Genomic DNA, 23,309 nt, shown 5'->3' with positions numbered 1-23,309 from the left:
GCCGAGATCGGTGATGGGTTGGGCACGTGAATTGGCGGTTCGGGTGAGCTTTTTGATTACCGCGAGTGCTCGCCTGCCGTTACTGTGTGCGTTCGACGGTTGCCCGGCGAAGAAGGAGACACATGGCTGTATCACCGAAGGGTTCTGACGGTTCGGCGAAGAACACGACCAAGCAGATTCGTGAGTGGGCGGTCGGGGAGGGTTTGGAGGTGTCCTCCCGTGGCCGGATTTCGTCCGAGATCGAGCAAGCCTTCCATGCCGCTCACGCAAAGGAGGCTCAGGTCGAACCGGCTTCCGCGAAGAAGACCGCCGCAGAGAAGCCAGCAGCGACGAAGTCGGCCGTAAAGAAGACCGTCGTAAAGAAGCAGATCACGGCGAAGGCTCCGGCGACGGGGGCAGCGGCGAGCACGGTTCCGGCGAAGAAGTCGTCCAGGGAGATTCGTGAGTGGGCGATAGAGGAGGGCTTGGAGGTGTCCCTCCGTGGCCGGATTTCGGCCGACATCGAACAAGCCTTCCACGACGCTCACGCGAAGAAGACTCAGGCTAAACSGGCRCCGGTAAAGAAGACGCCCGCAGAGAAGACAGCTGCGAAGAACACGGCGGCGGCTCCGGTCAAGCAGGCGGCGAGAAACATTCCGGCGGAGAAGAAGGACGCGAAGAAGGCGGCTGCGCAGAAGACGCCGGTAAGGAAGGGTTCCGCGACGAAGGCTGCCGCGAAGAAGACGGCTGTGGAAACGGCTCCGACGAAGAGTGCGCCGGTGAGTAAGGCTCCGGCGAAGAAGTCGTCCAGGGAGATTCGTGAGTGGGCGATCGAGGAGGGCCACGTAGTGTCCTCCCGCGGGCGGATTCCCGCTGAGATCGAGCGGGCCTTCCACCACGCTCAGGCAGCGAAGGTTCGGACAAAAACTGCGCCGGCACGGAAGGGTTCCGCGACGAAGGCGGCTGGCAAGACGTCCGCGTCGGCGGGTCCGGTAAAGAGGTCGGCGGCGAGCAAGGCCCCTGCGACGAAGGCGTCCGCGAAGTCGCCTGCGGAGAAGGCTTCGGTGAAGAGTGCGTCGGTGAGTACGGCGTCGGCGAAGAGGACGTCCAGGGAGATTCGCCAGTGGGCGATCGGGGAGGGCTTGGAGGTGTCCTTACGCGGGCGGATTCCGGCTGAACTCGAGCGGGCCTTCCATGACGCTCAGGTACCGATGCCGGTCGCGTGAGTTGGGACAGTGCCCGGATAGCCATACTGGCGCGAAAGGCTATGAGAATGTGGGAGTCCCGATCGTCCGGGGCCCTGCGCTGGGGTGGGTGTCCGGCGCCAGCCGTGGCGGCTCGGGTCTGAGGTATCCCGGCCGCACCTGAGGTGACCAGTCCGGTGTGGGAGTGGAGTGGGTGCAGCAGTTCCGGTCCAAGGCAAGCCTGAGCGCGGGTGTGCGTCGCGCTTCGGGTGCGGCGGGAGACTTGGATGCCGCGGTGGGTGTGAGCGGGCGCCGGCACATAGGGGCAATCACGCACACTGACGGATCGCCGTATCGTCGCGGACAACTGACGAGGTGATCGCCCGATCCCGCTCTGAGGAACCGCCGGTGGCCGCGGTTGCCGCCATTTGAGTATCTGTCGGTGACACGATGGGCGGGTGGGGAGACAGAGCGGGATCTTCGGGGTTGTGGGTGTGGTCGCCGGGCTGGTGGCGGTGGTGGTGTTCGCCGCGTTTACTTCGCGGCCGTACACGGTGGCCACCTCGTTCCAACCGGCGTGGACCGATCCATCGATTGTGGCGGCGATCGTGCTCGGCGGCGCCGCGGTGGCCGGGGCCGGTTGCGGGATGGTCCTGTGGCTGTCCGGGTGGCGGGTGGTGCGGGACGCGGCGAGCGAGGACGAACGCCGCGGTCGGCGCACCCTCCTGCTCGGCCGGACCGTCGCCGCAGCACTCGGCGGTATCACTATGGGGCTGTCGCCGATGCTGGTGTTGCTGTATCTCGCGTTCACGGCCACGGTGGGCATCGCCGTGGAGTGGGCCTCGGTGTTGGTGCTCTGTGCCGGCAGCGGAGTGCTGGCGTACGGGTGCGCACTGCTGGGTGTGTGGTGGGTGTTGGCCGCGGCGGCCGATGATCGGCGCGCGGGAACCGTGCGGATCCTGGCGGTGTTGCTGCCGGTCGGTGCTCTGGCGGCGACTGCCGCGGGTGTGGGCGCCGCTGGGCTGTTCGGGTATTCCACCGTCCCTGCGACGTTCGTGTGCGTTATCGCGGTGGTGGCCGCGGTCCTGACGGCAACAGTGGCGCTGGCTCGGGTGCTGGCCCGGGCCCCGTGGGTGGGCGTCAGCGCTCGGTGACCTCACCCCGGCTCACCCCGAGTCATCGCGTCTTCGGCGGGCGCTGTGTTGTGGACAGTCCTTCCTGCCGAACAGCTTCATGTCGTCGCGATCGCCCCGTTCGAGGGCGCGCTCACCATCAGCACCCGCACCGGTCGGTGTTGTTGGTGTGGTGTCAGGGTTGTGTGAGCTCTGGTGGGATGTGTGTCCAGAGGGTGCGGTATCGGTGGGGTGTGCGGGCTTTGCGGGTGGCGCGGATCCAGTCGTGTGTGTTTTGCGGTGGTCGGCGGAATCGCATCGATCGTGGTGGGGTGGTCGTGGGTGTTCTGGTGTGCCAGCACAGGGTTGCGAGGAGCAGAGTCGTGGCTCCGGTGGTGATGGGTATGGTGGGGTTCGCTGCCAACAACGCGGCCGCGGTGACTATCCCGCCGAGCAGCAGTGTCGCGATGGCTGCCAGGACGCAGTGGAGTTTGACTCGTGCTGCGCTGCCGGTGCGGAGTTCATCGACGTACGCGTCCCGCCAGTATCGGGTGTTGTGGGTTGTTGCGGTGTGCCATTGGACGAGCTGGTCGTACCGTGCGCGGTAGTCCTCGTGTGCGCCGGTGGCCTGCTTCTTCGCTGCGTGCAGTCGGGTGGGCGTGGGTGTGATCTTTTTCTGTGCGGCAGTGGTTTTGTACAAATGCCCGGCGAGTTGTGTGCCGAAGGCCGACGGTGTGGTGAACGATCCGGTGGCGGCGTAGTCGGCGTTGGTGGGCTCGTCCGCGGCGTGTCCGAGGGCGACCATCACCGGAACGCGGCAGTGGCGGATGGCGTGTGCGAGGTCGGCGTCGTGGAAGGACCACAGGTCCGTCCAGTGGCCACCGCCGCGGGTGATGACGACGAGGTCGGTGCGGCTTGGTTCGATGGCGGCGAGTTTCTTCACGAGGTGTTCGGCGATCTGGTGGCGGTTCATCGACGCCACGACCGGGTCGAGGGTGGGGACACCGACTCGCACCTTGTCGAGCATCGCCTTGATGTCGGTGACGGCTTTGGAGCCGCTGGAGGAGATGACGGTGATGTGGCGGAGCTTGTCCGGCCACTTCAGGCTGGTGGGGTTGCCTTGAGCGAACAGGGACTTGGGGAAGCCGAGGGTCGCGAGCTTGTCTCGATGTGCGTTCTCGGCACAGGTCACGGGCCCCAGGTCTGTGCGTTCGGGGTACACCTGGTTGGTACGCAGTTGCAGAGCGCGGGTGTAGGAGCTGACGGTCAAGTTTCCTGCGATGGTGACTCCGGCACCGTTGGTGATGTGGTCGCCGAAGCCGCGTCCGACACGGTGTTTGAGGAATCCGCCTACTGCTGCGGCGACATCGTTGCTGAAGTACACGGGTATGTGATCGACGGCGCGGCCGTGTGGGGAGGCGAGGTCCATCTGCCAGCCGCCACCGGAGAGTCGTCGGAGCTCGCGACATTCTCCGGGGATGACGATCTGCATGTCCACGCTCTGATCGAGGTGGGTCTGGACGTACTTGCTGGTTTCTGCAATGGTCAGACGACGTCCGCGGCGTTCCGCCCATTGCGCTACTGCTGTATCCACCCCGATGAACCCTTCCTCCCCGTATGTGCCTTAATCGCCGGCCCCGACGGTGTGTGGTCGGGGCAGCGCAGGACAGCCTGGCACATGGTCCCGACACCGCACGAACACGCGGATCTGCGCCGCGGGCGGACGGGTCGAGCGGGCCGGTCCCTCGGCGGCAGGTGGTATCCCCCGTCAGGGGGTCATCAGGTGACCTCGCCGGGCACCAGCCTGTCACGGGCGCGGTAGCGACCCCTCCCGATCCGCGCTATCATATATTTGTGTGTGATAATMGGTGAAAGTGAGGGGTAGGGTGTGATGAACGAGSCCRCCGATGCCAGCACCGAAGCCCGCTACCTGCGCGGCGATCTCGGTTTCGAGGATGCGCTGCGGGAGGTSACCGGYACCGACGTCGGACGCCAGTTCTTCGCCCAGATACTGCACAGCCTSTCCGRCCGGAACCCGGCAGCACCGCCGCTGTCCGACCACGACRCAGCCCTGCTCGAYCRGKCCGGGTTCGTYGACGACCCGGCCGCGGCGACGACCGCACGGGTGGACCGCGACATTCGCATGCAGGAACTGGTCCACAGCTCCCTGTCGATCGCGGAGGCCGCGGACCGTCTCGGGGTGACCGCGGCCCGGATCCGGCAACGCCTCGGTGAGGGCACCCTGTGGGCGTTCGCGTCGGGCCGCAACCGGTTGCTGCCGCCCGCCCAGTTCACCGACACCGGTGCGGTGCCGCACCTCGACCAAGTGGCGCCGTTGCTGGCGAAGGACCTGCACCCGCTGACCGTGCAAGCATTGCTGACCCTCCCGCAACCGTCCCTGACCGTGGACGGCCGGCCGGTGTCGATCGTGGCGTGGCTGACCGGCAGCGCCGGAACCGCCGACGACATCGAACAGGTCCGAGACGTGATCACCGCCGCCGAATGGGAATCGGCATAGATGGGGTCGATGCTGCCCGCACCCCCGACCATCGCCGACCTTCGTGATGCGGGCGTGCACGGCGAGGAAGTGATCGACTGGCAACCGGCAGAGGTGGTGTGGCGGGTGCATCGCACCACCGGCACCCACGTGCTGCCCTGGAATGGGATGCGCACGTTCGGGCCGATCCTGCGGTTCGACCACCACCCACCCCCGCGCGCCGAACATCCCGGCTACGGCATCTGGTACGGCGCCTCCAGTCCCCGCGACGGGTTGGCCGAGGCGTTCCAGAGCGCCCGGGTGATCGACCGCCACCGCGGGGACCCGTATCTGACCGGGCTGCGATTCACCCGCGCTCTGAGACTGCTCGATGTCTCCGGCATCGGCGAGGGGACGTGGGCGACCCGGGTCGGCGGCAACCACGCCCTCGACTCCGCCGCACACGGCCGAACCCAGCACTGGGCCCGCACCATTCACCGCGCCCACGACGACCTGGACGGGATCGTCTACCGCGGCCGATTCGCCGGCAGTGTCTGCATCGCGATCACCGAACGCGCCACCGACGCCTTCCCCGCGCTGCCGGCGTTGTCGCTGCCGTTGTCGCATCCCGGGTTGTCCGGGCAGATCGACAGCGCGGCCTATCAGCTCGGCTACACCATCACCTGACGTTGCGACACGCGTGGCGAACCGGTTGGGCCCGCGGCACGTGTCCCGTGACCGCACGGAATCGACTGCAGCACGCTTCGGTGTCGTAGAAGGGAAGTGGGCTGCTACGTTCGTGGACTGCGCGACGATGGCACGTGTGCTCGGTGTCCGTACCTCGTCATTCGGATGGTGTATTGACAACCGAAAATATTGCATCCGAGTGCATTACGGATGACGTGGGTTCCCGCCCCGCGAACCTGCGGTGCTGGCAGGTTTGGTTTGATCCAGGAATGATGACAGCTGTTCGCCTCTCGGTCGCGACCGCGCTTGCCGGCCTCGTGATCATGCCTCTGGCAGCGGGAATCGCAAGTGCGGAACCTGCCTCGCTGCTGCCGCCGCCGTTCACCGCGGATGTCGACGGCTCGACGATCAACATCTCACTGACCCACCCGAACGATTACGGACGGGGCGGTGCGGTGGTCCTGCCGACCGGTGCGGAGCTGGCGTGGGAGAACTACGTGTGGCCGAAATTGGAGGGTTTCGACTACGCGATCTTCCCTGCGCCGCACGAAACCAAGACCTACTCGATCCCCGATGTCGCTGTCGGTAGCTACAACGTCATCGCCGAGTGCTGGGATTCTGCTTCGTCTCAGTATGCGCGGAATGAACCGAAGGTCGTCGTTGTCGCGCCGGCGCCGGTGACTGCGCCATCGACCGGCAGTCTCGACGGCCTCAACCTTGGCAGCTAGAGGTCGTCTCATTCGATACGGCAGTGCCGCTGTCGTTGCATCGGGAATCCCCGCCCAGCCTCACCCACCGACACAACCGGAGAAAATCATGCGTAGGAACATACTGGCAGCAGTACTTGCTGCCGCCACCCTTGCGATGGGGACGGGTTGTGCATCGGAGGAATCCGCGCCGCCTCCGCAGCCCAGTGCCACCCCCACACTGACGGCAACCACAACCGTCGGGTCCACCAGCACCCCAACCGAATTGCCCCCAAGCTCCGAACCGATCGTGGACCAGGTCGCTCCCGCGCAGCCGATCGAGGTGGAAAAGACCTTTCTGTTCTGCGACGGGCACCCGCTGGTCGGGGTGTACAGCGGCTCCGACGGCCTGCAGTACTCGGTCCCGAACGACCCGCAGTGCGAGTACCTCACCGATCAGGAAACATTCGCTCCGCCGACCGAAGTGGTGAAGACCTTTCTGTTCTGCGACGGGCACCCGCTCGTTGGTGTGTACAGCGGCTCCGATGGCCGGCAGTACTCCGTTCCCAATGACCCGCAGTGCGGGCAACTCGCACCAGCCGAGACCGCGCCCCCGTACCCGACGGAGGACGAGTCGTTCATCGAAACATGCATGGGCAAGTCCGGTCAGACCCGCGAAGCATGCATCGCCGATATCCAGGACGGCATCGACAAGGGATACATACGCGTCCCGTGACCTGAATACTTCTCCGAACTGGGCGCTACCCGGAGCCTCCGGTCAGCGAAGTTCTGCTCATCGCCCGCGATCGGGGCAGGATGAGACGGTGAGCGACCGCACCGAAGCAGACCTCGAGCGTGAACTTTCCATGCTCGCCTACGTACGTGACCGTCTCCGCGCTTCGGAGGGCAACGATGTCGTATCCCCACCACCGCCGTCGACCAGGTGCTCGATGAGCTCAACAGTCTTGAGCAATCACCGTGGGATACGACATGATTCCGCTCGTTCACGGCCTCGGTGGTGGCCATGCAGGCGAACAATAGGGTTGGTCGCGCCGCCGTGACGACGTCACCATCGGGTCTGGTACGTCTGGGTACGGAAGCAGCACACGTTTCCTGCAGGATTTACGTCGTCGCGATCGTCACGCCCGTACCAGGCGGAAATGCCGGACGCGGCCTGCACGGGGCGACTCGCGGCGTCCCCGGTCGGAGCAGGACCGGGCGACTCTGGGACAGGCCCGGTCCCTCGTCATATGAAGAGCGTTTCCGTCGCCGCGCCTGAAAGCGTTGGCGTCGGCGGACGTTCCCGATGAGACCACTGGAGAACGACACGCAGATCCAAACGGCTGTCGCCCTCATCGTGCTTGCTCTGGGCTGACCCTGACTGGCTGCATCGAACCGACGCCGGCGCAGGAATTGCGGCCGATCGCTACGACAGCCTTAACCACAACGATGTTCGGGCCGAGTTCGAGGCCCTAGCGGACGCCCGATGAAGGCCTTCCCTTGGTTCGTATTGAAGGTGGGGTCAGCAGTCGCCGTCGGCGGCGGCGTAGATGGCGCGCTCGATTTCGGTGCGGTCGGCTTTCGGGATTTCGTCCCACGTGGGTCGCTGGGGTCAGCGGCTGGGACGTCGATGTCACCGGACGCTTCGAGGTCTTGAAGAAGCTCGTCGCCGCCGGTGCGTGCGAGTTCGAGCAGGCCGTCGGCGGCCTGTTTCGAGTCGAAGGGTTCGCCGACCATGTCGGCGAGTTCGCGGACCGCGTCGAAGTACTCCAGCGTGTCGTGGCACGTCTGAAGGTAGAGCGCGGTTCCGTGCAGGTCCTTCCCGCTCGTGGTCTCGGCCGCCGCGGTGGTGGTGGTGGGTGGGACGGTGATCCGTTTGATGGTGGAGTCGGCGTCCTGCGTCGAGGTGGTCGCTGACGCCGAAGCGGCGTTGCTTGCGGGGGTGGCTGAGTCGTCGCTGCAGGCGGTCAGGATCAGCGTGACCGCGCTCATGCATGTAGCGATCGAGAGGATGCGGCGGATTCGCATGTTGTGTGTCGACTGTCTGAAGTCTTGGCCAGGGGAATCTTTGAGAAGACTGGGAGCTGTGGATCGGTGGGGAGCGGCTCCCTGGGAGTAGATATCAGACGTGCCGGAGGTGGAAGATAACTGGGGGGTCGCTGGCGGTAGTCGCCGGCACATGGGATGGCTTGTCGTGCCCGCGCAGGGTGCCCAGCGGTGGCGCAGTAGTGTTCTGCCGGTGTCCTTGACATCTCAGATCGAGTGGGCCGGATCGCCGTTCATGCGGTTCGCGCAGAACTCTATTCCCAACGCTGGTGCGGTGACTGCGGTTCACGACGGTGTTCGCAAGCCGGCTCTCCGGACGAAATCCAGTCATACCGGGAAGAGGCCGGACTGGGGGCTGATCGGAACCGCCATCGATTTTCGCCTGAGACTAGCGTTCACCACGGACGATCTCGTCCCGGTGTCGGCGCGGAGGGGTCAGGCAGCGCTGACCAGAAACCATCCGGAAGCCGCCGCCTACTGTCGCCCGGCTGGGCATTGATGACTTCATCGGGGTGTAGGGGCTGTAGAAGGTTCAACAACCGCCCGGTGTGTCCGCAGAGTCGATGACTCCCCAGCCTTCGTCGTCATTCCACGTGGTGACGACGCCCGCTCGCTGGGGTGCCGATCCGGGGCGGGATCGTGTCGTCGAGGTCGGTAATCTCGTGGGCACTGCCGTCGGGATCGATATGCCAAGCCCTGGAGCTGAACGGCCCCGGCCGCGTGTAGGGCTCGGTGCCGACTGGCCATGCGCGCACCGTGTGAAAGTCGTAACCGTCTGTCGGCTCGTGGAGTTGATGCCACTCGAACTCGACTTCCTGACCATTAGCCAAACCGGGGAACCCAGGAACCGCTACGGATATCCATGGAGTCCAGCTACCGCCGGGGGTGTCTGCGGAGTCGATCACGCCCTGCATTGAGGTTCCCCCGAACGGTGGACAAGGGGGTTACCTGCTTCAGGCGACTGCCGCCGGGCGGGAGCCCTCCTGACGGGCCGCTCGACTTGCCGGACTCGCGCAGGCGCCGTTTCAGATCGGCGCCGAAGAATCGCCGCTGAGCAACTCGAAGACGAGACGGCCATCATGCTGCCGGCACGCAGCAACGATCCCGACCAGATACGGACGGCCTGCGACTGGGCCGAGGAATGGGTTCACGCACTCGACGGCACCGGCCGCGAACTCGCACACCTGCATGCCACCCGGTTACAGGTGGCATGCCTGTGGGCGGCAGGACGCACCGACGAGACGCACACGGCCCTACGGTCGGTAGCTGCCCTGTGCGCCCGGCACAACCTGATCCGCTTCCTTCCCGACGACGGCCCCCGTCATAGAAGCCGTCACCGCCCTGACCGCGTCAGCGGACGAAGGACCCGACCTGCCACGGTCGTACGTCGCCGCAGTTCGTGCGGCGCTCGAGTGGACCGACGCCCCGTGGCGGGTTACACGACGCCTGCTAGTCGGTGAGGCGGTCGGGCCAGCAGGTCGCGACGAGTGCATCGCGAGTCTCATTCATCTGCTCGAGGACCTCGTGCAGCCGGGAGAGGCCGAAGCGATAGCGGGGCCCACTCACTGTGACTGTTGCCACGAAGGTGCCGTTGGAGTCGAAGATCGGCTGTGCGACAGCGGCGAGCTCCTCCTCCAGCTCGCTGTCGACAAGTCCGTAGCCCTGCGTTCGCACGCGCTCGAGCTCGTACAGGAGGGAGTTACGGTCGGTGATGGTGCGGGAGGCCAAGGCCGGCAGCTCATCAGGCAGGAGGGCCGCCACTCTCTCGGTGGGCAGCTGAGCCAAGAAGACTTTGCCGGCTGCCGTCGCGTGGAGTGGCCACTGGTGGGAGCGGGATGCCCCGGCGCGCTGGCTGCGGACGTTGACGAGGTGAGACCCCTCGGCGTCGGCAACGAAGTCCAAGCCGGAGCGTCCGTTGACGACCTGGAGCGTCACCAGCTCGTTGACGGTGTCAGCCAGTTTCTGAAGCAGTGGCTGCGCCCGGTCCGTCAGACCCTCGTAAGGATCCGCGAGGCGGCCGATACGAATGAGTTCCCAGCCGAGGACGTAGTTGTTGCCCACTCTGTCGACGAGTCCCGCCTGCTCGAGGCTGGAAAGGAGGCGGAAGGCGGTCGGTCGCGCGAGGCCACTGGCACGAGCCAGCTCGGATGACGTGGCGCCGGTGCGCGGTTGATCAGCGAGAACGCGCAGGAGACTGGCGGCTTTCAGCACCGATTTGTTGTTGCCCTCCGACTCAGGGCTGGCACCGGGCGTGTCGTCGTCCATTAGGGCATCCACCATCGTGTGTCGATCGAGTTCGTCAACCGTCCCTCCTCGTAGCGGTGACCGGTAATCCGGTCAGCCCCTGCCGAGGGGAAAACAGTGAACAAGCGTGTTCGCTCATTGATCAGACTACTGGAATCGCGACCGTCGGGAGGTAGGCGCGTCGCGCGTCGCGGACACCGCGCTCGGTCATCGACTGCCCTGAACTTGCGGTATGCCCGCCATTGTCGTGATTATTGTGGCTGTGGTGCCCCGTTCTGGGCCCGTTCAGATCCGTTCGGTGTGTCTGAACACATCCGTGCAATACCTGAACGCATGGGGCGTGAACGAGGTGGGAAGCGCCGGCGCGCACGCTTCGGACCTTCTGACGAAAGGGAAGCAGCACGCCGCGGGCGTGCTGCTTCCCTCAGGTCGATCGATTCACCCCGTTCGGGTCCTGCGCTGCTCAGCGTGTGTGGTTGTGCATGACGTGCTTGGTGCGGGTGTAGTCGTCGATGGCGTAGATCGACAGGTCCCGACCGTAGCCGGATCCTTTGAAGCCACCCCACGGCATCTCGTTGGCGACCACGAGGTGACTGTTGACCCAGACGGTGCCGAAGTCCAGACGCGCTGCCACGTCGTGGCTGCGACGCGCGTTCTCCGTCCACACCGACGCTGCGAGACCGTACTCGACATCGTTGGCGCGTCGCACTGCCTCGTCCTCGGTGCTGAACGACTCGACCGTGACGACCGGTCCGAAGATCTCGTTGCGGGCGCATTCGGCTCCTTCCGGCACGTCCGCCAACACGGTGGGCGCGACGAAGTAGCCGGGGCCGGGTAGTGCGTGTCCGCCGATCGCGGCACGGATGCCGGATGCGTTGGCGCGATCGAGGAAACCCTTGACCCGCTCGAAGTGGGCCGCGGAGACGAGCGGACCGACCTCGACGTCCTCGCCGGCCTTCGCCTCACCGACGACGAGCGTCCTGACCTCCTCGACGAGGCGTCGGACGAGGTCGTCGGCCACCGACTCGTGGACCAGCACCCGGCAGCCGGCGCCGCAGTCCTGACCGGAGTTCCAGAAGCCGGCGACCCGCAGCGAGGAGGCGACCTGGGCGAGGTCGGCATCGGCGAAGACGATGACGGGGGCCTTCCCACCCAGCTCGAGGTGGACGCGCTTGAGTGTGCTCACCGCAGCGGCAGCGACTGCCTTGCCGCTTGCCACCGAGCCGGTGAGGGTGAGGAGGGCGATGTCCGGGTGCGTGGCCAGTCGCTCACCGACGACCGGCCCGTATCCGGTCACGATGTTCAGAACGCCCGCCGGCAGGTCGTCGGCGACGAGTTCGGCCAGCTTCAACGCCGACAGGGGCGTCTGCTCGGACGGCTTGAGCACGAGCGTGTTGCCCGCGACCAGCACCGGCGCGATTTTCCACATCGCCATCAGCAGCGGGTAGTTCCAGGGAGTGATGGCACCGACGACGCCGAGCGGTTCACGCCGGATCACCGACAGGTGGCCCTCCACGTAGTCTTCGGCGGCTGCGGAGGTGCCGGCCCGGGCGGCACCTGCGACGAACCGGATCAGGTCGATCGACTGGGCTACGTCATCGCTCGACACCGTCAGCGGTTTTCCGCTGTCGACCGACTCCAGACGGGCGATCAGGTCGGCGTTCGCGTGCAGGCGGTCGGCAACGCGGTGCAGGATCTCGGACCGCTCCTTCAGGGTCCGCGCCGCCCACGCGGGTTGGGCGGCTTGGGCGGCGGCGACCGCCACGTCGACGTCGGCGGCCGTGCCTTCGGCGACTTGCGCGAATACCTCACCCGTCGCCGGGTCGACGACATCGATGTGCGCTTCGGACGACGAGGGGCGCACCGTGCCGTCGATGAAGTGCTGCGGCTGCGGCAGGTCACCGTCCGCGAGCAGAGCGGAGTCGCCTGGGACATCGGCGCGTCGGACGGTCCGGTGTGAGGCTGGGGCGGCTGGGCTGTAGGTGGACATGAGGAACCTCCTGAGCTGGGGCGGGCGGCAGAGTGGGGTCGGGTCGCCGGAGCCGTCAGGCGTGCGACTGTGCGAGGGCGTCGGACGTCAGCTGGGCCAGTCGTCGCGCGCTCGCCTCGGTGATGGGCTGCGAAGCGATGCGGCTCGGGCCGACGGCCAGGCCGGACGTGTCGAGGCACCACTTGACGGCCGCGATGAACGGTTCCGCATCGATGGCGCCGATGAACGGATACAGGTTCTTCCACAGCCGCTGTGCCCGAACGAGGTCACCGGCCTGAACCGCGTCGTACACGGCGACCAGCTGGGCCGGGACCACGTTGGCGGTCGCGGCCATGACACCGGCGCCCTCGACGAAGGAGGACAACGCCAGCGAGTCCCAGCCGACGAACGTCGTGACGAGGCCATCGAGCTCGTGGACGAGCTGAACGGCGTGCGCCATGTCCGGACTCGTGTTCTTGACGTAGTCGATGTTCGCGCACTGGCGGGCGAGCTCACCGACGGTGTCTACCTGCAAGTCGACGCCCGTCACGGACGGCATGTTGTAGAGCATGATGGGGATCTCGACGCTGTCGGCCACGGTGCGGTAGTAGTTCTTGACCGCGTCCAGGCTCAGTGGCTCGTAGTACGGTGCGATCACCATCGCGACGTCGGCCCCGACTTCGTGCGCGTGCCGGGTGAGTTCGAGCGCCTCGCGGGTCTGCAACGCTCCGGTCTGTGCGATGACGGGGACACGGCCCGCCGTGTGTTCGACCACTGTCTCGACGACCTGCCGGCGCTCGGCGGAGGTTAACGTCTGAAACTCTCCGCTCGACCCGCACACGCAGACGCCGTGGACGCCACCGTCGATGGATCGGTCGACGAGCGCGCGCAGCTGCTTGTGGTCGATCTCGCCGTCCGCGCCGAAGGGGGTGATCAGCGGGGTCAGGACACCGTGAAGTTTCTGGGCCATGGTGGGGTTCTCCTCGAGATTCGATCGATTTTCCGATGGTGGTCAGCTCCAGAGCCGGACGGCTATATCGATGCCGAGTGCAGCAGCTGGGAGGGCGTTGCGGGCAGCAGATGTCCCATGCGTTCGCGTTTGGTCTGGAGGTAGTGCACGTTGTGTGCGCCCCAGTGCACGGGAGAGTCGAGGCGGGAATGGACTTCGATGCCACTGGCTTCCAGCGCCGACACCTTGTCCGGGTTGTTGGTGATGAGTTCGACCGAGGTCACTCCGAAGTGCCTGAGAATATCTGCGGCGCAGTCATATTCACGCGCATCGACGGGAAGGCCGAGCTCGATGTTGGCATCGACGGTATCGGCACCGCCCTGTTGCAGTGCGTAGGCGGCGAGTTTGTTGCCGATGCCGATGCCGCGGCCCTCGTGCCCACGCAGGTACACGAGAACACCGTTGCGTGATTGCGCGACGAGCCGCAGACCGTCTCGCAACTGCGGTCCACAATCGCACCGCTGCGAGCCCAGTGCGTCACCGGTGAGGCATTCGCTGTGGACTCGCGCGGTGACCGGGACATCCGAACGAATCTCGGGTCCCGTTGTGAGGGCGACATGTTCGACGCCGGAGACACGGTCCTGGAAGAYGTGCGCGACGAATGTGCCGAACTCGGTTTCGACGACTGCGCTCGACAGCGGTGCCGGCGGCGCCTCGTGCCTGCGGCGATAGGCGGCGAGTTCGGCGACGGTCACGAAGGGTAGATTCCACCGCTCGGCGAATGCGGTGAGAACCGATCCGGACATCGGAACACCGTCGTCGTCGACGAGTTCGGTGATGACCGCGACCGGGTCCGGGCTGCCCGCCATCCGCACCAGGTCGACGCCGGCCTCGGTGTGGCCACGCCTGGTGAGTACACCTCCGTCGACGGCGATGAGCGGAAAGACGTGCCCTGGACGTCGAAGATCTGCCGGTGCGGTTCCCGCGTCGGCCAGAGCATGCACGGTCAGGCACCGGTCAGCAGCCGAAATGCCGGTTCCCGCGTCGGTTTCATCCACCGTCACGGTGAATGCGGTCCCCATGGAGTCCGTGTTCGACGCGACCATCAAAGGAAGAGACAACCGATCGGCGCGGGCCGCCGTCATGGGTGTGCACACGATGCCACTGCCGTGCCGGAGGATGAAGGCCATCTGCTTCTCGGTCACGTATTCCGCGCCCATGATCAGATCGCCTTCGTTCTCGCGGTCGTGGTCGTCCGCGACGAGAACCATCTCACCGCGAGCAATTGCCTCCACAGCACGTTCTACAGATCGGTTTCCCGTCATGACATCACTACCTTTTCGAGAGAAGTGTTCGGTGGAGCGACAACTTCGCTCCAACGACTCGTTCGAACTGCCGTCCCGGTCACACCCTGTGACCCGGGCTCGTCGCGCCTGTTCTCACCGTCCCGCGCCCGTCGTCGGGCGAGGTGACCGAGACCGTGCGGTGATCACGGTCCGGGGGGAGTGGCGGCTGCGGCGCGATCTGTGCGGGGCCGGACGAGCAGGACCCCGGCCAGGATGAGCGCCATGCCGGCGACCGTGAGCATGGTCAGGTGCTCGCCGAGGACGAGCACCGCCAGTACGCCTGCAACAACGGGTTCGACGGCCGTCGCCACCCCCGCCGTGGTGGGGTGGACACCTCGGTGCAATCCGGCGAAGTAGGCGATGAACCCGAGAAGGGTCGACACGAACGTCAGCAACGCCAGTGCCGTCCACGCGGTCGGCGTCATCGTGTCGAATCCGAAGCCGCTAGCGGCCGCCCACGGGATGCAGAGGATGCCGGCGAGGGTGAAGGACAACCCGACGAGCACCCGCGAGCTCAGACCCGGAACAGGACGGCTGTTGACCAGGGTCTGGGCCCCGAAAGCCAGGCCCGACAGCGTCGACAGGGCGACGCCGACGGCGAAGTCTCGCCCCTCTACGGGAGACCAACCCCCACCTGCTGGGGTACACACCAGCACCAGGCCGATGAGGGACGCCACCAAGGCGATCGCGACCGATGGACTGGGCCATCGCCGGTCACGGACGGTGGCCACCACGGTGAGAAGCACGGTCAACGCGCCGATGCTGACGACGGTCGCGACGGCGACACCGACGAAGTCCAGGGCTTGGAAGTAGCCGCCGGCGAACACGACCGAGCACGCAGCGGTGAGCAGGATGGTGCGCCAGGTCCGCCGGTTGTGGTGCAGGCGTCTGAACTCACCGGTGACGACGGTGACGGCGACCACCGCTAGCCCGCCGACCGCCATGCGCAAAGCCACGATGGCAGCCCAGGACATCTCGCTGTGGGACGCGGCAAGGGAGCCGGTGACACCGTTGCTTCCCCACAGCATGGCCCCGACGAGGACGAGGGTGAAGCCGCCGCGGCCATGGCCCGGGGGAGAGACCGTCTCTGTCGACGATCGGAGCTTCTCGCGGAGCATGAGGTTCCTAGCTGGTGATGGTGGGTCGGGTGGGTCACCGAAGAGGAGAGGTGATCTTTTTGCTTTTCAAACGTCCTGCAGCGATCGGAGGCCACCTAGCCGGCCTTTGTGGAAGATGAGCGGGTCGCGTCCGTCTGCCGCATCCATGTCGAGCACACGTGCGATGACGATGACGTGGTCACCGCCGTCGAGTTCGGTCTCGACCTCGCAGTCGATCCAGGCGTGCGCGCCGGCGAGCCGAGGAAGGCCGTCGGCGGACTCGAACCACTCGACCTCGTCGAACTTGTCGGGTCGCTTGCTGGACAGGACGCCGCAGACCGCTTCCTGCCCGTCGGCCAGCACGCTCGCGGTCAATCGGTTGCTGGGCCGCAGCTTCGGCCAGCTCGTCGACCCCAAACCGACACTGAACGTCACGAGCGCCGGCTCGAGGGACAGCGAGGCGAAGGTTCCGACGACGAGTCCGCACCGCTGCCCTTCGGCGGTGAATCCGGACAGCGCCACGACGGCGGTGGGCAGGTGGCCCATGACGGAGCGGAAGTGCACCTGGTCGATCGTGGGGGTGGCAGTGGCGATGGTCATGGGAAGTCTCCTCCTCGAGGCTTGTCGGTGCGGATGCCGTGTGCGGGCGGGTGTCAGGGAGCGTCGACCAGGGGCGCGCCGAGGCGGCGGGCCGGGTGGTCGGCCAGCAGACGGGCGTTGCCGGCGCCGTGGAGCTTCTCGCGCAGCGTGGATCCTTCGTCGTACTCGGTCCACATGCGCCCGCGCTTCTGCAGGACCGGGACGACGTGCTCGATGAAGTCGGCGAGGTCCTGGTACTTGACCGCTGAGGCGAGGTTGAAGCCGTCGGCGCCGCTCTCGTCCACCCAGCGGCAGAGTTCGTCGGCGACGGTGGTCGGGGAACCCACGATGCTCGGGCCGGTGCCGGCGATCCCGATGAACTCGGCGATGTCGCGTGGGGTCCAGTCCTTGCCGGAGTCCACCTCGGTGAACAGCGAGATCGTGGACTGCCCACCGTCGGTCTTGACGTTCTTCAGCGGGACGTCGGGGTCGAACTGCGACATGTCGACGCCGGTCCAACCGCTGTAGCGGGCCATGGCGCCGGCGTAGCTGACCAGCGAACGGTACGTGTCGTACTTCGCCTGGGCCTCCTCGTCGGTCGGGGCCACGATCACGTTGAGCATCTGGAGGACCTTGAGGCTCCGGGGATCGCGTCCGGCCTCGGCGGCACCCTTCCGGAGGGCGTCGACCTGCCGCTTGAGGGCGGCAATGGTGACCGCGTTGACGAAGACCGCCTCAGCGGTCTGAGCGGCCAGCGCGATGCCCTTCGGGGAGGTGCCGGCCTCGAAGATGACCGGGGACCGCTGGGGCGACGGCGCGAACTGACCGATGCCCGGGACGTCGAAGTACTTGCCGTGGTGGTTGATCGGGTGCACACGGCTGGGCTCGACGTATACGCAGCGCTCGGCGTCTCGGACGATGGCGTCCTCGTCCCAGGAGGACTCCCACAGCTTGAAGCACACCTCGAGGTGCTCGGCCGCCATGGCGTAGCGCTCACTGTGCGGCAAGGCCCCGGTGCCGAGGTTGCGTCCGGCGCTGCCGGCGTACGAGGTGACCACGTTCCAGCCGATGCGGCCCTTGGTCAGGTGGTCGAGCGTGGCGAATCGGCGTGCCAGCGCGTACGGCTGCTCGTACGAGGTCGACGCCGTGACGCCGAAGCCGATGTGCTTGGTGGCCGCCGCCATCGCCGAGATCACCATGAACGGGTCCTGCGCCGGAATCTGGGCGGCATCTGCCAGACCTGCGTCCACGGACCCCTGATAGACGTCCTGGTAACCGCTGTTGTCGGCGAAGAAGACACCGTCGAAGCGGGCCTCCTCGATCATCTTCGCGTAGTCGACCCAGTACTGGAGGTCGTTGTACCGGTGCCCCTGATCCAACGGGTGGCGCCACAGGCCCGCCGACAGGTGCGCCGGAGCCTGGAAGTCGAAGGCGAAGAGCCGCATGCGTTGATCGGTCATTTGTGTCTCCGTTCAAAAAGTGGACACCAACGTCCATATTTGCTGTGCACGAGACTAATGCGGCGTGCGTCACATCGTCAAGATACTCGGCGTAAAAACGTTCATTTCTTACTATTCAGGGTTCAAATAGCGAACAACCCTGACGCCAGCGGCCCGATCGTCTGGGTGTCGGTGCGTCGGATTGCGTCCGACCGGCACTGGATGCTCGTTCGACGCACCGTGCCGGATCCGTGCCACCAGAGGTCTCGCGTGGCATGACCGGGGCGTTRCCGATTCCGAGTGAGAAGCGATGGCGCGAACGGGCGTCTGGGTCGGGGGGAACCCGTAGTCGTCCACTTTATGGACAGTTAGGTCGGTAATCCGATCAAAATTCGGTGAAAGACTTGACGCAGATCACACCCGGGTGCCAGCATCGCTGCAGGCGCAAACGCACGCCTCAGTTCATAAATCGAACGTCTTCAGAGCGACTCCCCGCCGGAGTGCCCGCTCATCGCCCCGGTACCGCTTCCCCATGCTGGCGACAAATGCGTCGCTGCTGCCTTTACGACCACTCCGAGGAGTGCATATGTCTGTCACCGACCGAAGTTTGCCCGACCAATCCGTGCCCGAGGACCACTCCGTGCCCGAGGACCGATCCGTGGCCGCCCCTGCCGGGGATGCCGCCTTCAAGAGACGGTTCCTTCAGCGTTTGACGGCGCTCTCCGCTGGTGGTCAGTTCATCGATGGCTACATCATGGGCATCATCGGCACCGTGATCGTGGCCGTCGCCGCGGAACTCGAGATGTCGCTCTTCTGGGAGGGGCTCACGGCATCCGCGGCACTGATCGGCATCTTCCTCGGCGCTCCACTTGGTGGGTGGCTTTCCGACAAGTTCGGGCGTAGGCCGATCTTCTTCGCGGATCTCGTGCTGTTCCTCGTGGGCTCGATCGCGCAGTTCTTCGTCCACGAACCGATCCTGCTCTTCGCGACTCGGCTCATCATGGGCATTGCGATCGGCGCGGAGTACTCGGTCGGCTGGCCGCTGCTGGCGGAGTTCTCGCCGGCGCGCCTGCGTGGACGGCTACTCGCCCTGAGCAACTCCTGCTGGTACGTCGGTTTCATGGTCGCGTTCATCGTCGGTTACGCGCTGACCCGATACACGGATGTGGGATGGCGCGTGATCCTCGGGTCGAGCACACTGCTCGCGGTGGTTCTGCTCGTGGCTCGGCTGGGTATACCCGAGTCGCCGCGCTGGCTGTGGAGCGTGGGCCGCAAGGAGGAGGCCCTGGTGATCGCCGAACGATACCTGCAGAGCCCCGAGGACGTCGTCGACGTGCAGCGCGAGACGGCGCGCAAGGGCAGCATCGGGATGCTCTTCGCCCGTGAGAACCGGCGCGGAACGGCATTCATCACCCTCTTTTGGGTCTGCGCGGTCCTGCCGTACTTTGCGATCGCCACGTTCGCCCAGGGGGTGCTGGAAGACTACGGCCTCGCCGACGGGCTCGCCGGCGGCGTGGGTCTGACCTCCCTGGCCACGGCAGGAGTCGTGTTCTGCACCCTCTTCGTCGAGAAGCTCGGGCGTCGCCGTCTCGCCATCTACCCGCAGTGGATCTGCGCCGTAGCGCTTGCCGTGATCGGATTGTGGGTGGGAGCGCCGGCTCTGGTCGTGCTCATCTGTTTCTTCGTCTTCTCGTGCTTCAACGCTATGTGCGCCACCCTCACGGGTGTCTTCCCCGCCGAGGTCTTCCCGACCGAGATCCGCGGTATCGGAACAGGATTCGCGGCGGCGGTGAGCCGGATCGGCGCCGCGCTGGGTACGTTCCTGCTCCCCTGGGCGATCACGAACGTCGGGGCCGCCCCGGCCATGCTGGTGGCGGCCGCCATCTGCGTGGTCGGTGCGATCGTGTGCCAGATGCTCGCTCCCGAGATGACAGGCAGGAACCTGAGCGAAACGCAGCACGAGGATCGGGTGGTCCCGGACTGACCTGCTCGAACCTTCGAAACGTTGCGGGCCGAGCGCATCGCAACCCATCGCCTGGCTGGCCGCCATGACCAGATGCACAGTCCTGGCGGTCAGCCAGGCTTTCGTGGGCGGGCCGGGCGTCCCGGCACCTCGGTGGTGCCGGCGTGACGGCTCCCGCGACCGAGGCGGTGGAAGCGGTCCGTCGTTCTCTCCGACCGGCCCGTACTCGTCCACTGACGATCGACCAAGGAGAACGTAATGACCGCAGAGATATCAACCGCCGCGCGCTACGTGGCGGTCGTGTCCGGCAACCCTCGCCCCGCTTCACGCACCCTCGGTGCCGCCCGAACCGCGGCGGATAAGATCGGAAAAGACCTCGGCATCGCCGACATCGTCACGATCGACCTTGCCACGTTCTCGACCGAGATCCTCGCCTCCGAGCACCCCTCGGCTGACCGAGCGAAGGAGACGCTCGCCGGTGCGACCGTCGCGGTGATTGCGTCGCCCGTCTACAAGGCGTCGTACACCGGTCTTCTGAAAGCCTTCCTGGACCTGTATCCCTCGGACGGATTGCTCGGCGTCGTCACCGTTCCACTGGTGACGTCGGGAAGCGCGGCGCACGCCCTGGCCGGCGAGGTGCACCTGCGCCCTCTTCTGGTGGAACTCGGCGCCACGGTCCCCTCCCGCTCCCTCACCCTGACCGAACGCGAGCTCGCCGAACTCGACAGCGCCGTGGACGCCTGGTGGGAGCGCGCCGGCGAGCCGCTGCGTCGAGCCGTCGGCCACCCCGCCCCGATCTCCTGAACATGGCAGCCGAAGCCCGCACCGGCGGCTGGGGCTTCGTCGCAGTCCGCGATGTGGCGGCTGTAAACCGAGTTAACCGGTGCGGGTAATCAAGCCTGCATGGCCGGCTGCAATGGACCGGAGCATCGCAATGGCCGTCCGCACCCGGGCGAGCCGCTGCAGTTCACGCGGCACGATCAGCCAGTACTTGCGCAATACCGTGACCTCGTCAGCAAGGATGCGCACCAGACGGGGGTCGGGGTCGCCGATGTAGAGGGGGAGGGCCGCGACACCGAGCCCGGCGGCGGTGGCCAACCATTGGCCGGTGATGTTATTGGTCTGGATCTGGGTGCGGTGACCGGGCAGGACCTCGTCGAAGATACGGAGAGCGGGGACGTCGAGAAGCGAGTCGACATAACCGATCAACGCGTGCTCGTGCAGATCGAGGACGTGGGAGATCCGCGGGTGCGTCTCGAGGTAGGCCGCGCTGGCGTAGAGACCCAGCCGATAGTCGGCGAGCTCACTGATGTCCACCGACCGCGGCGAGGGACGCTCGAGGGTGACGGCGACATCGAACTCGCGGGCGGCGAGCACGTCGTGCCGTGTCGCGGTGACGATTTCGACATCGAGATCGGGGTTCTGAGCAAACAGGGTCTCGAGACTCGGAGCCAGGAGGAACGCCCCGAAACCGTCTGGAGTGGCGATCCGCACCGTGCCCGACAATCGTCCGCCGCCCGAGGCGGCCCCCTCCATGGCGGCCAGGAGAGCGGACTCTATGGACTCCGCGTGCACGATCAGCTCGTGTCCGGCGTCGGTGAGAACCCAACCGGTCGGTACCCGGTCGAAGAGCCGATTACCCAGTGCGCGTTCGAGAGCGGTGATCCGCCGACCCACCGTCGTGTGATTGACGCCCAGTCCCTTCCCGGCCGCCACCAGGCGGCCGGTGCGGGCCACTTCCAGGAAATATCGCAGGTCATCGGCATCGATCACGCCTCACCCTAATCGGACCTGTGCATATTTGCACAGGCGTGTGCCTACTTGACTGTTGTGATCTGCATTCCGCGCAGTGAGACTTGCTTCACACAAGGGGCGAACGCCCGGCCCCACAGCTGTCAGCCGACCTTCATGCATTGCCCCGGCGAACCCATAGTCGTGTCGGCCGGAGCGGCACAGTAGAGCGATCCACGAGCCCGACTCGGGTCACGCTCCCCACATCCCGCGACGAGGAGAATCACGTGCAAGACAACGACACCCACGGAGGGTTGCACACTCCGTTGAAGCAAAAGCACCTGACGATGATTGCGTTGGGTGGAACCATGGGCGCGGGTCTGTTCATCGGCTCGGGGGCCATCATCAGCGAGGTCGGTCCCGCCTCCATCGTCACCTACGCACTCACCGGTGTGCTGATCTTGCTGGTGATGCGGATGCTCGGCGAGATGGCCGTCGCCAATCCCCGAACAGGATCGTTCACCGACTACGCCCGGGACGCCATGGGCAACTGGGCGGGCTTCTCCACGGCCTGGCTGTACTGGTACTACCAGATGGTCGTCGTCGGATTCGAAGCCGTCGTCGGCGCACAACTGCTGCAGCGGTGGATACACGGGGTGCCGGCTTGGCTGCTCTCGGTGGGTCTGCTGCTCGCGCTGACCCTGGTGAATCTGGTCTCGGTCGGGAACTTCGGGAAGTTCGAATACTGGTTCGCCGGCATCAAGATCGCTGCTGTCGTCGCCTTCGTCGCCCTGGGCGCTCTGTTCATCTTCGGTCTCTGGCCGAACTCGAGCATCGACTTCTCCAACCTGACCTCACACGGTGGAATTGCCCCCAACGGTGCATTCCCGATGCTCGCCGGTGTCGTCGTCGTCATCTTCTCCATGGTCGGTGCCGAGGTCGTCACAGTGGCCGCCGCCGAATCGAAGGAGCCCGGCCTCGCGATCAAGCGTGCGGTCAACGCCGTGATCTACCGTGTCCTGTTCTTCTTCGTCACGTCCGCGCTCATCATCGTCACCATCGTTCCGTGGGACAGCATTCCCACCGGCGAGTCCCCGTTCCTGCTCGTGCTGCAGGTACTCAACATCCCGGGCGTGGCCGACATCCTCAACGCCGTCATCCTCATCGCGGTCCTCTCGTGCCTGAACATCGGCCTGTACTCGACGTCGCGGATGCTCTTCACCCTCGGTTCCAACGGGGAATGCCCCAAGTGGATGACCGCCGTGAACAAGAGCGGTGTCCCGGTCTGGGGCGTGCTCTCCTGCACCGTGATCGCCTACGGGTGCATCGCCGTCGCCTACTTCTTCCCTGACACCGTGTTCCTGTTCCTGATCAACGCATCCGGGGCGATGATCCTCTTCGTCTATCTGATGATCTGCATCGCCCAGATCGTCCTCCGCAAGAGGAACGAGCGCGCCCACGGCGGAAAGCTCGAATTCAAGATGTGGCTGTTCCCCTACCTGTCGATCCTCGTGACCGTCGTCATCGTCATGATCTTGGTAAGTATGATGTGGGACAACACCTCCCGGATCTCTCTCCTTCAGGGACTGGCGGTGTGGGGTGTCATTCTCGTCGCCTTCGGTGTCAAGACTGTCCGTGAGCGATCACGGTCGGAGCTCACGCTCGATTCGAGGACCGACCTGAATGAAACCTCGATCTCGGAAACACGAAACCCTGAAAAGGTCTGATCGTCTCGACGACACCAGCCTGTACCCCCGCGACCCTCGCCGGGGTACAGGCGTCGTCGAGGATCACCTCGACTGATAACAAGAAAGGCTCCACC

The 23,309-nt window shown here is 65.8% G+C and carries 19 protein-coding genes; 9 read left to right on the top strand and 10 right to left on the bottom strand.

Annotated elements, in window-relative coordinates:
* Positions 1 to 122 precede the first annotated feature (122 nt).
* Both AC1D1G_RS15865 and AC1D1G_RS15860 read left to right on the top strand, forming a co-directional pair.
* Positions 123 to 1,205 carry an Lsr2 family DNA-binding protein gene (locus AC1D1G_RS15865; RefSeq protein ID WP_477952819.1) on the top strand — a complete coding sequence of 361 codons (1,083 nt, stop codon included), beginning with the start codon at positions 123 to 125 and terminating at the stop codon, positions 1,203 to 1,205.
* Between the two features lie 416 nt (positions 1,206 to 1,621).
* Entirely contained in the window at positions 1,622 to 2,317 is a 696-nt protein-coding gene (locus tag AC1D1G_RS15860; RefSeq protein ID WP_477952817.1) for a hypothetical protein, read from the top strand.
* Positions 2,318 to 2,471: 154 nt separating this feature from the next.
* Here AC1D1G_RS15860 and AC1D1G_RS15855 read toward each other — a convergent pair whose 3' ends face one another.
* Positions 2,472 to 3,869 (bottom strand): exodeoxyribonuclease VII large subunit, encoded by a 1,398-nt coding sequence (locus AC1D1G_RS15855; RefSeq protein ID WP_477952816.1) that lies wholly within the window; start codon positions 3,867 to 3,869, stop codon positions 2,472 to 2,474.
* A 297-nt stretch (positions 3,870 to 4,166) separates the two neighbouring features.
* Here AC1D1G_RS15855 and AC1D1G_RS15850 point away from each other — a divergent pair, with 297 nt between their 5' ends.
* The 4 genes from AC1D1G_RS15850 to AC1D1G_RS15835 all read left to right on the top strand — a co-directional run bounded on the left by AC1D1G_RS15850 (position 4,167) and on the right by AC1D1G_RS15835 (position 6,860).
* A complete protein-coding gene (locus AC1D1G_RS15850) occupies positions 4,167 to 4,793 on the top strand; it encodes a hypothetical protein (protein WP_477952818.1) in 627 nt (208 codons plus the stop codon).
* Positions 4,794 to 5,438, top strand: coding sequence for an RES family NAD+ phosphorylase (locus AC1D1G_RS15845; RefSeq protein ID WP_477952815.1), 645 nt, complete (start codon positions 4,794 to 4,796; stop codon positions 5,436 to 5,438).
* Positions 5,439 to 5,611: 173 nt separating this feature from the next.
* Positions 5,612 to 6,166, top strand: coding sequence for a hypothetical protein (locus AC1D1G_RS15840; protein WP_477952814.1), 555 nt, complete (start codon positions 5,612 to 5,614; stop codon positions 6,164 to 6,166).
* 88 nt (positions 6,167 to 6,254) lie between these two features.
* Positions 6,255 to 6,860, top strand: a complete 606-nt coding sequence (locus AC1D1G_RS15835; protein WP_477952813.1) for a hypothetical protein — start codon at positions 6,255 to 6,257, stop codon at positions 6,858 to 6,860.
* Between the two features lie 701 nt (positions 6,861 to 7,561).
* On the opposite strand, the gene AC1D1G_RS15830 is transcribed toward AC1D1G_RS15835, so the two are convergent.
* The 8 genes from AC1D1G_RS15830 to AC1D1G_RS15795 all read right to left on the bottom strand — a co-directional run bounded on the left by AC1D1G_RS15830 (position 7,562) and on the right by AC1D1G_RS15795 (position 17,814).
* Positions 7,562 to 8,116 carry a hypothetical protein gene (locus AC1D1G_RS15830; protein WP_477920557.1) on the bottom strand — a complete coding sequence of 185 codons (555 nt, stop codon included), beginning with the start codon at positions 8,114 to 8,116 and terminating at the stop codon, positions 7,562 to 7,564.
* 1,503 nt (positions 8,117 to 9,619) lie between these two features.
* Positions 9,620 to 10,435, bottom strand: coding sequence for an IclR family transcriptional regulator (locus tag AC1D1G_RS15825; RefSeq protein ID WP_477952812.1), 816 nt, complete (start codon positions 10,433 to 10,435; stop codon positions 9,620 to 9,622).
* A 442-nt stretch (positions 10,436 to 10,877) separates the two neighbouring features.
* Positions 10,878 to 12,404, bottom strand: coding sequence for an aminobutyraldehyde dehydrogenase (locus AC1D1G_RS15820; protein ID WP_477952810.1), 1,527 nt, complete (start codon positions 12,402 to 12,404; stop codon positions 10,878 to 10,880).
* Positions 12,405 to 12,459: 55 nt separating this feature from the next.
* Positions 12,460 to 13,353 carry a dihydrodipicolinate synthase family protein gene (locus AC1D1G_RS15815; protein WP_477952809.1) on the bottom strand — a complete coding sequence of 298 codons (894 nt, stop codon included), beginning with the start codon at positions 13,351 to 13,353 and terminating at the stop codon, positions 12,460 to 12,462.
* A gap of 62 nt (positions 13,354 to 13,415) precedes the next feature.
* Positions 13,416 to 14,657, bottom strand: a complete 1,242-nt coding sequence (ribB, locus tag AC1D1G_RS15810) for a 3,4-dihydroxy-2-butanone-4-phosphate synthase (protein WP_477952808.1) — start codon at positions 14,655 to 14,657, stop codon at positions 13,416 to 13,418.
* Between the two features lie 164 nt (positions 14,658 to 14,821).
* Positions 14,822 to 15,796, bottom strand: coding sequence for a DMT family transporter (locus AC1D1G_RS15805; protein ID WP_477952807.1), 975 nt, complete (start codon positions 15,794 to 15,796; stop codon positions 14,822 to 14,824).
* A 66-nt stretch (positions 15,797 to 15,862) separates the two neighbouring features.
* A complete protein-coding gene (locus AC1D1G_RS15800) occupies positions 15,863 to 16,375 on the bottom strand; it encodes a flavin reductase family protein (protein WP_477952806.1) in 513 nt (170 codons plus the stop codon).
* A gap of 53 nt (positions 16,376 to 16,428) precedes the next feature.
* Entirely contained in the window at positions 16,429 to 17,814 is a 1,386-nt protein-coding gene (locus AC1D1G_RS15795) for an LLM class flavin-dependent oxidoreductase (RefSeq protein ID WP_477952804.1), read from the bottom strand.
* Positions 17,815 to 18,379: 565 nt separating this feature from the next.
* On the opposite strand from AC1D1G_RS15795, the gene AC1D1G_RS15790 reads away from it, so the two are divergent.
* Complete coding sequence (locus AC1D1G_RS15790) at positions 18,380 to 19,777, top strand: MFS transporter (RefSeq protein ID WP_477952803.1); 1,398 nt, start codon at positions 18,380 to 18,382, stop codon at positions 19,775 to 19,777.
* A 237-nt stretch (positions 19,778 to 20,014) separates the two neighbouring features.
* Positions 20,015 to 20,560 (top strand): NADPH-dependent FMN reductase, encoded by a 546-nt coding sequence (locus AC1D1G_RS15785; RefSeq protein WP_477952802.1) that lies wholly within the window; start codon positions 20,015 to 20,017, stop codon positions 20,558 to 20,560.
* 72 nt (positions 20,561 to 20,632) lie between these two features.
* Here AC1D1G_RS15785 and AC1D1G_RS15780 read toward each other — a convergent pair whose 3' ends face one another.
* Complete coding sequence (locus AC1D1G_RS15780; RefSeq protein ID WP_477952800.1) at positions 20,633 to 21,529, bottom strand: LysR family transcriptional regulator; 897 nt, start codon at positions 21,527 to 21,529, stop codon at positions 20,633 to 20,635.
* Positions 21,530 to 21,774: 245 nt separating this feature from the next.
* On the opposite strand from AC1D1G_RS15780, the gene AC1D1G_RS15775 reads away from it, so the two are divergent.
* Complete coding sequence (locus tag AC1D1G_RS15775; protein WP_477952799.1) at positions 21,775 to 23,214, top strand: amino acid permease; 1,440 nt, start codon at positions 21,775 to 21,777, stop codon at positions 23,212 to 23,214.
* Positions 23,215 to 23,309: the final 95 nt, after the last annotated feature.

The sequence above is a fragment of the Rhodococcus sp. P3_B8 genome, from assembly GCF_056402775.1.
The sequence above is the reverse complement of the archived record's forward strand: the minus strand, read 5'-3'. Positions and strand labels throughout refer to the sequence as shown.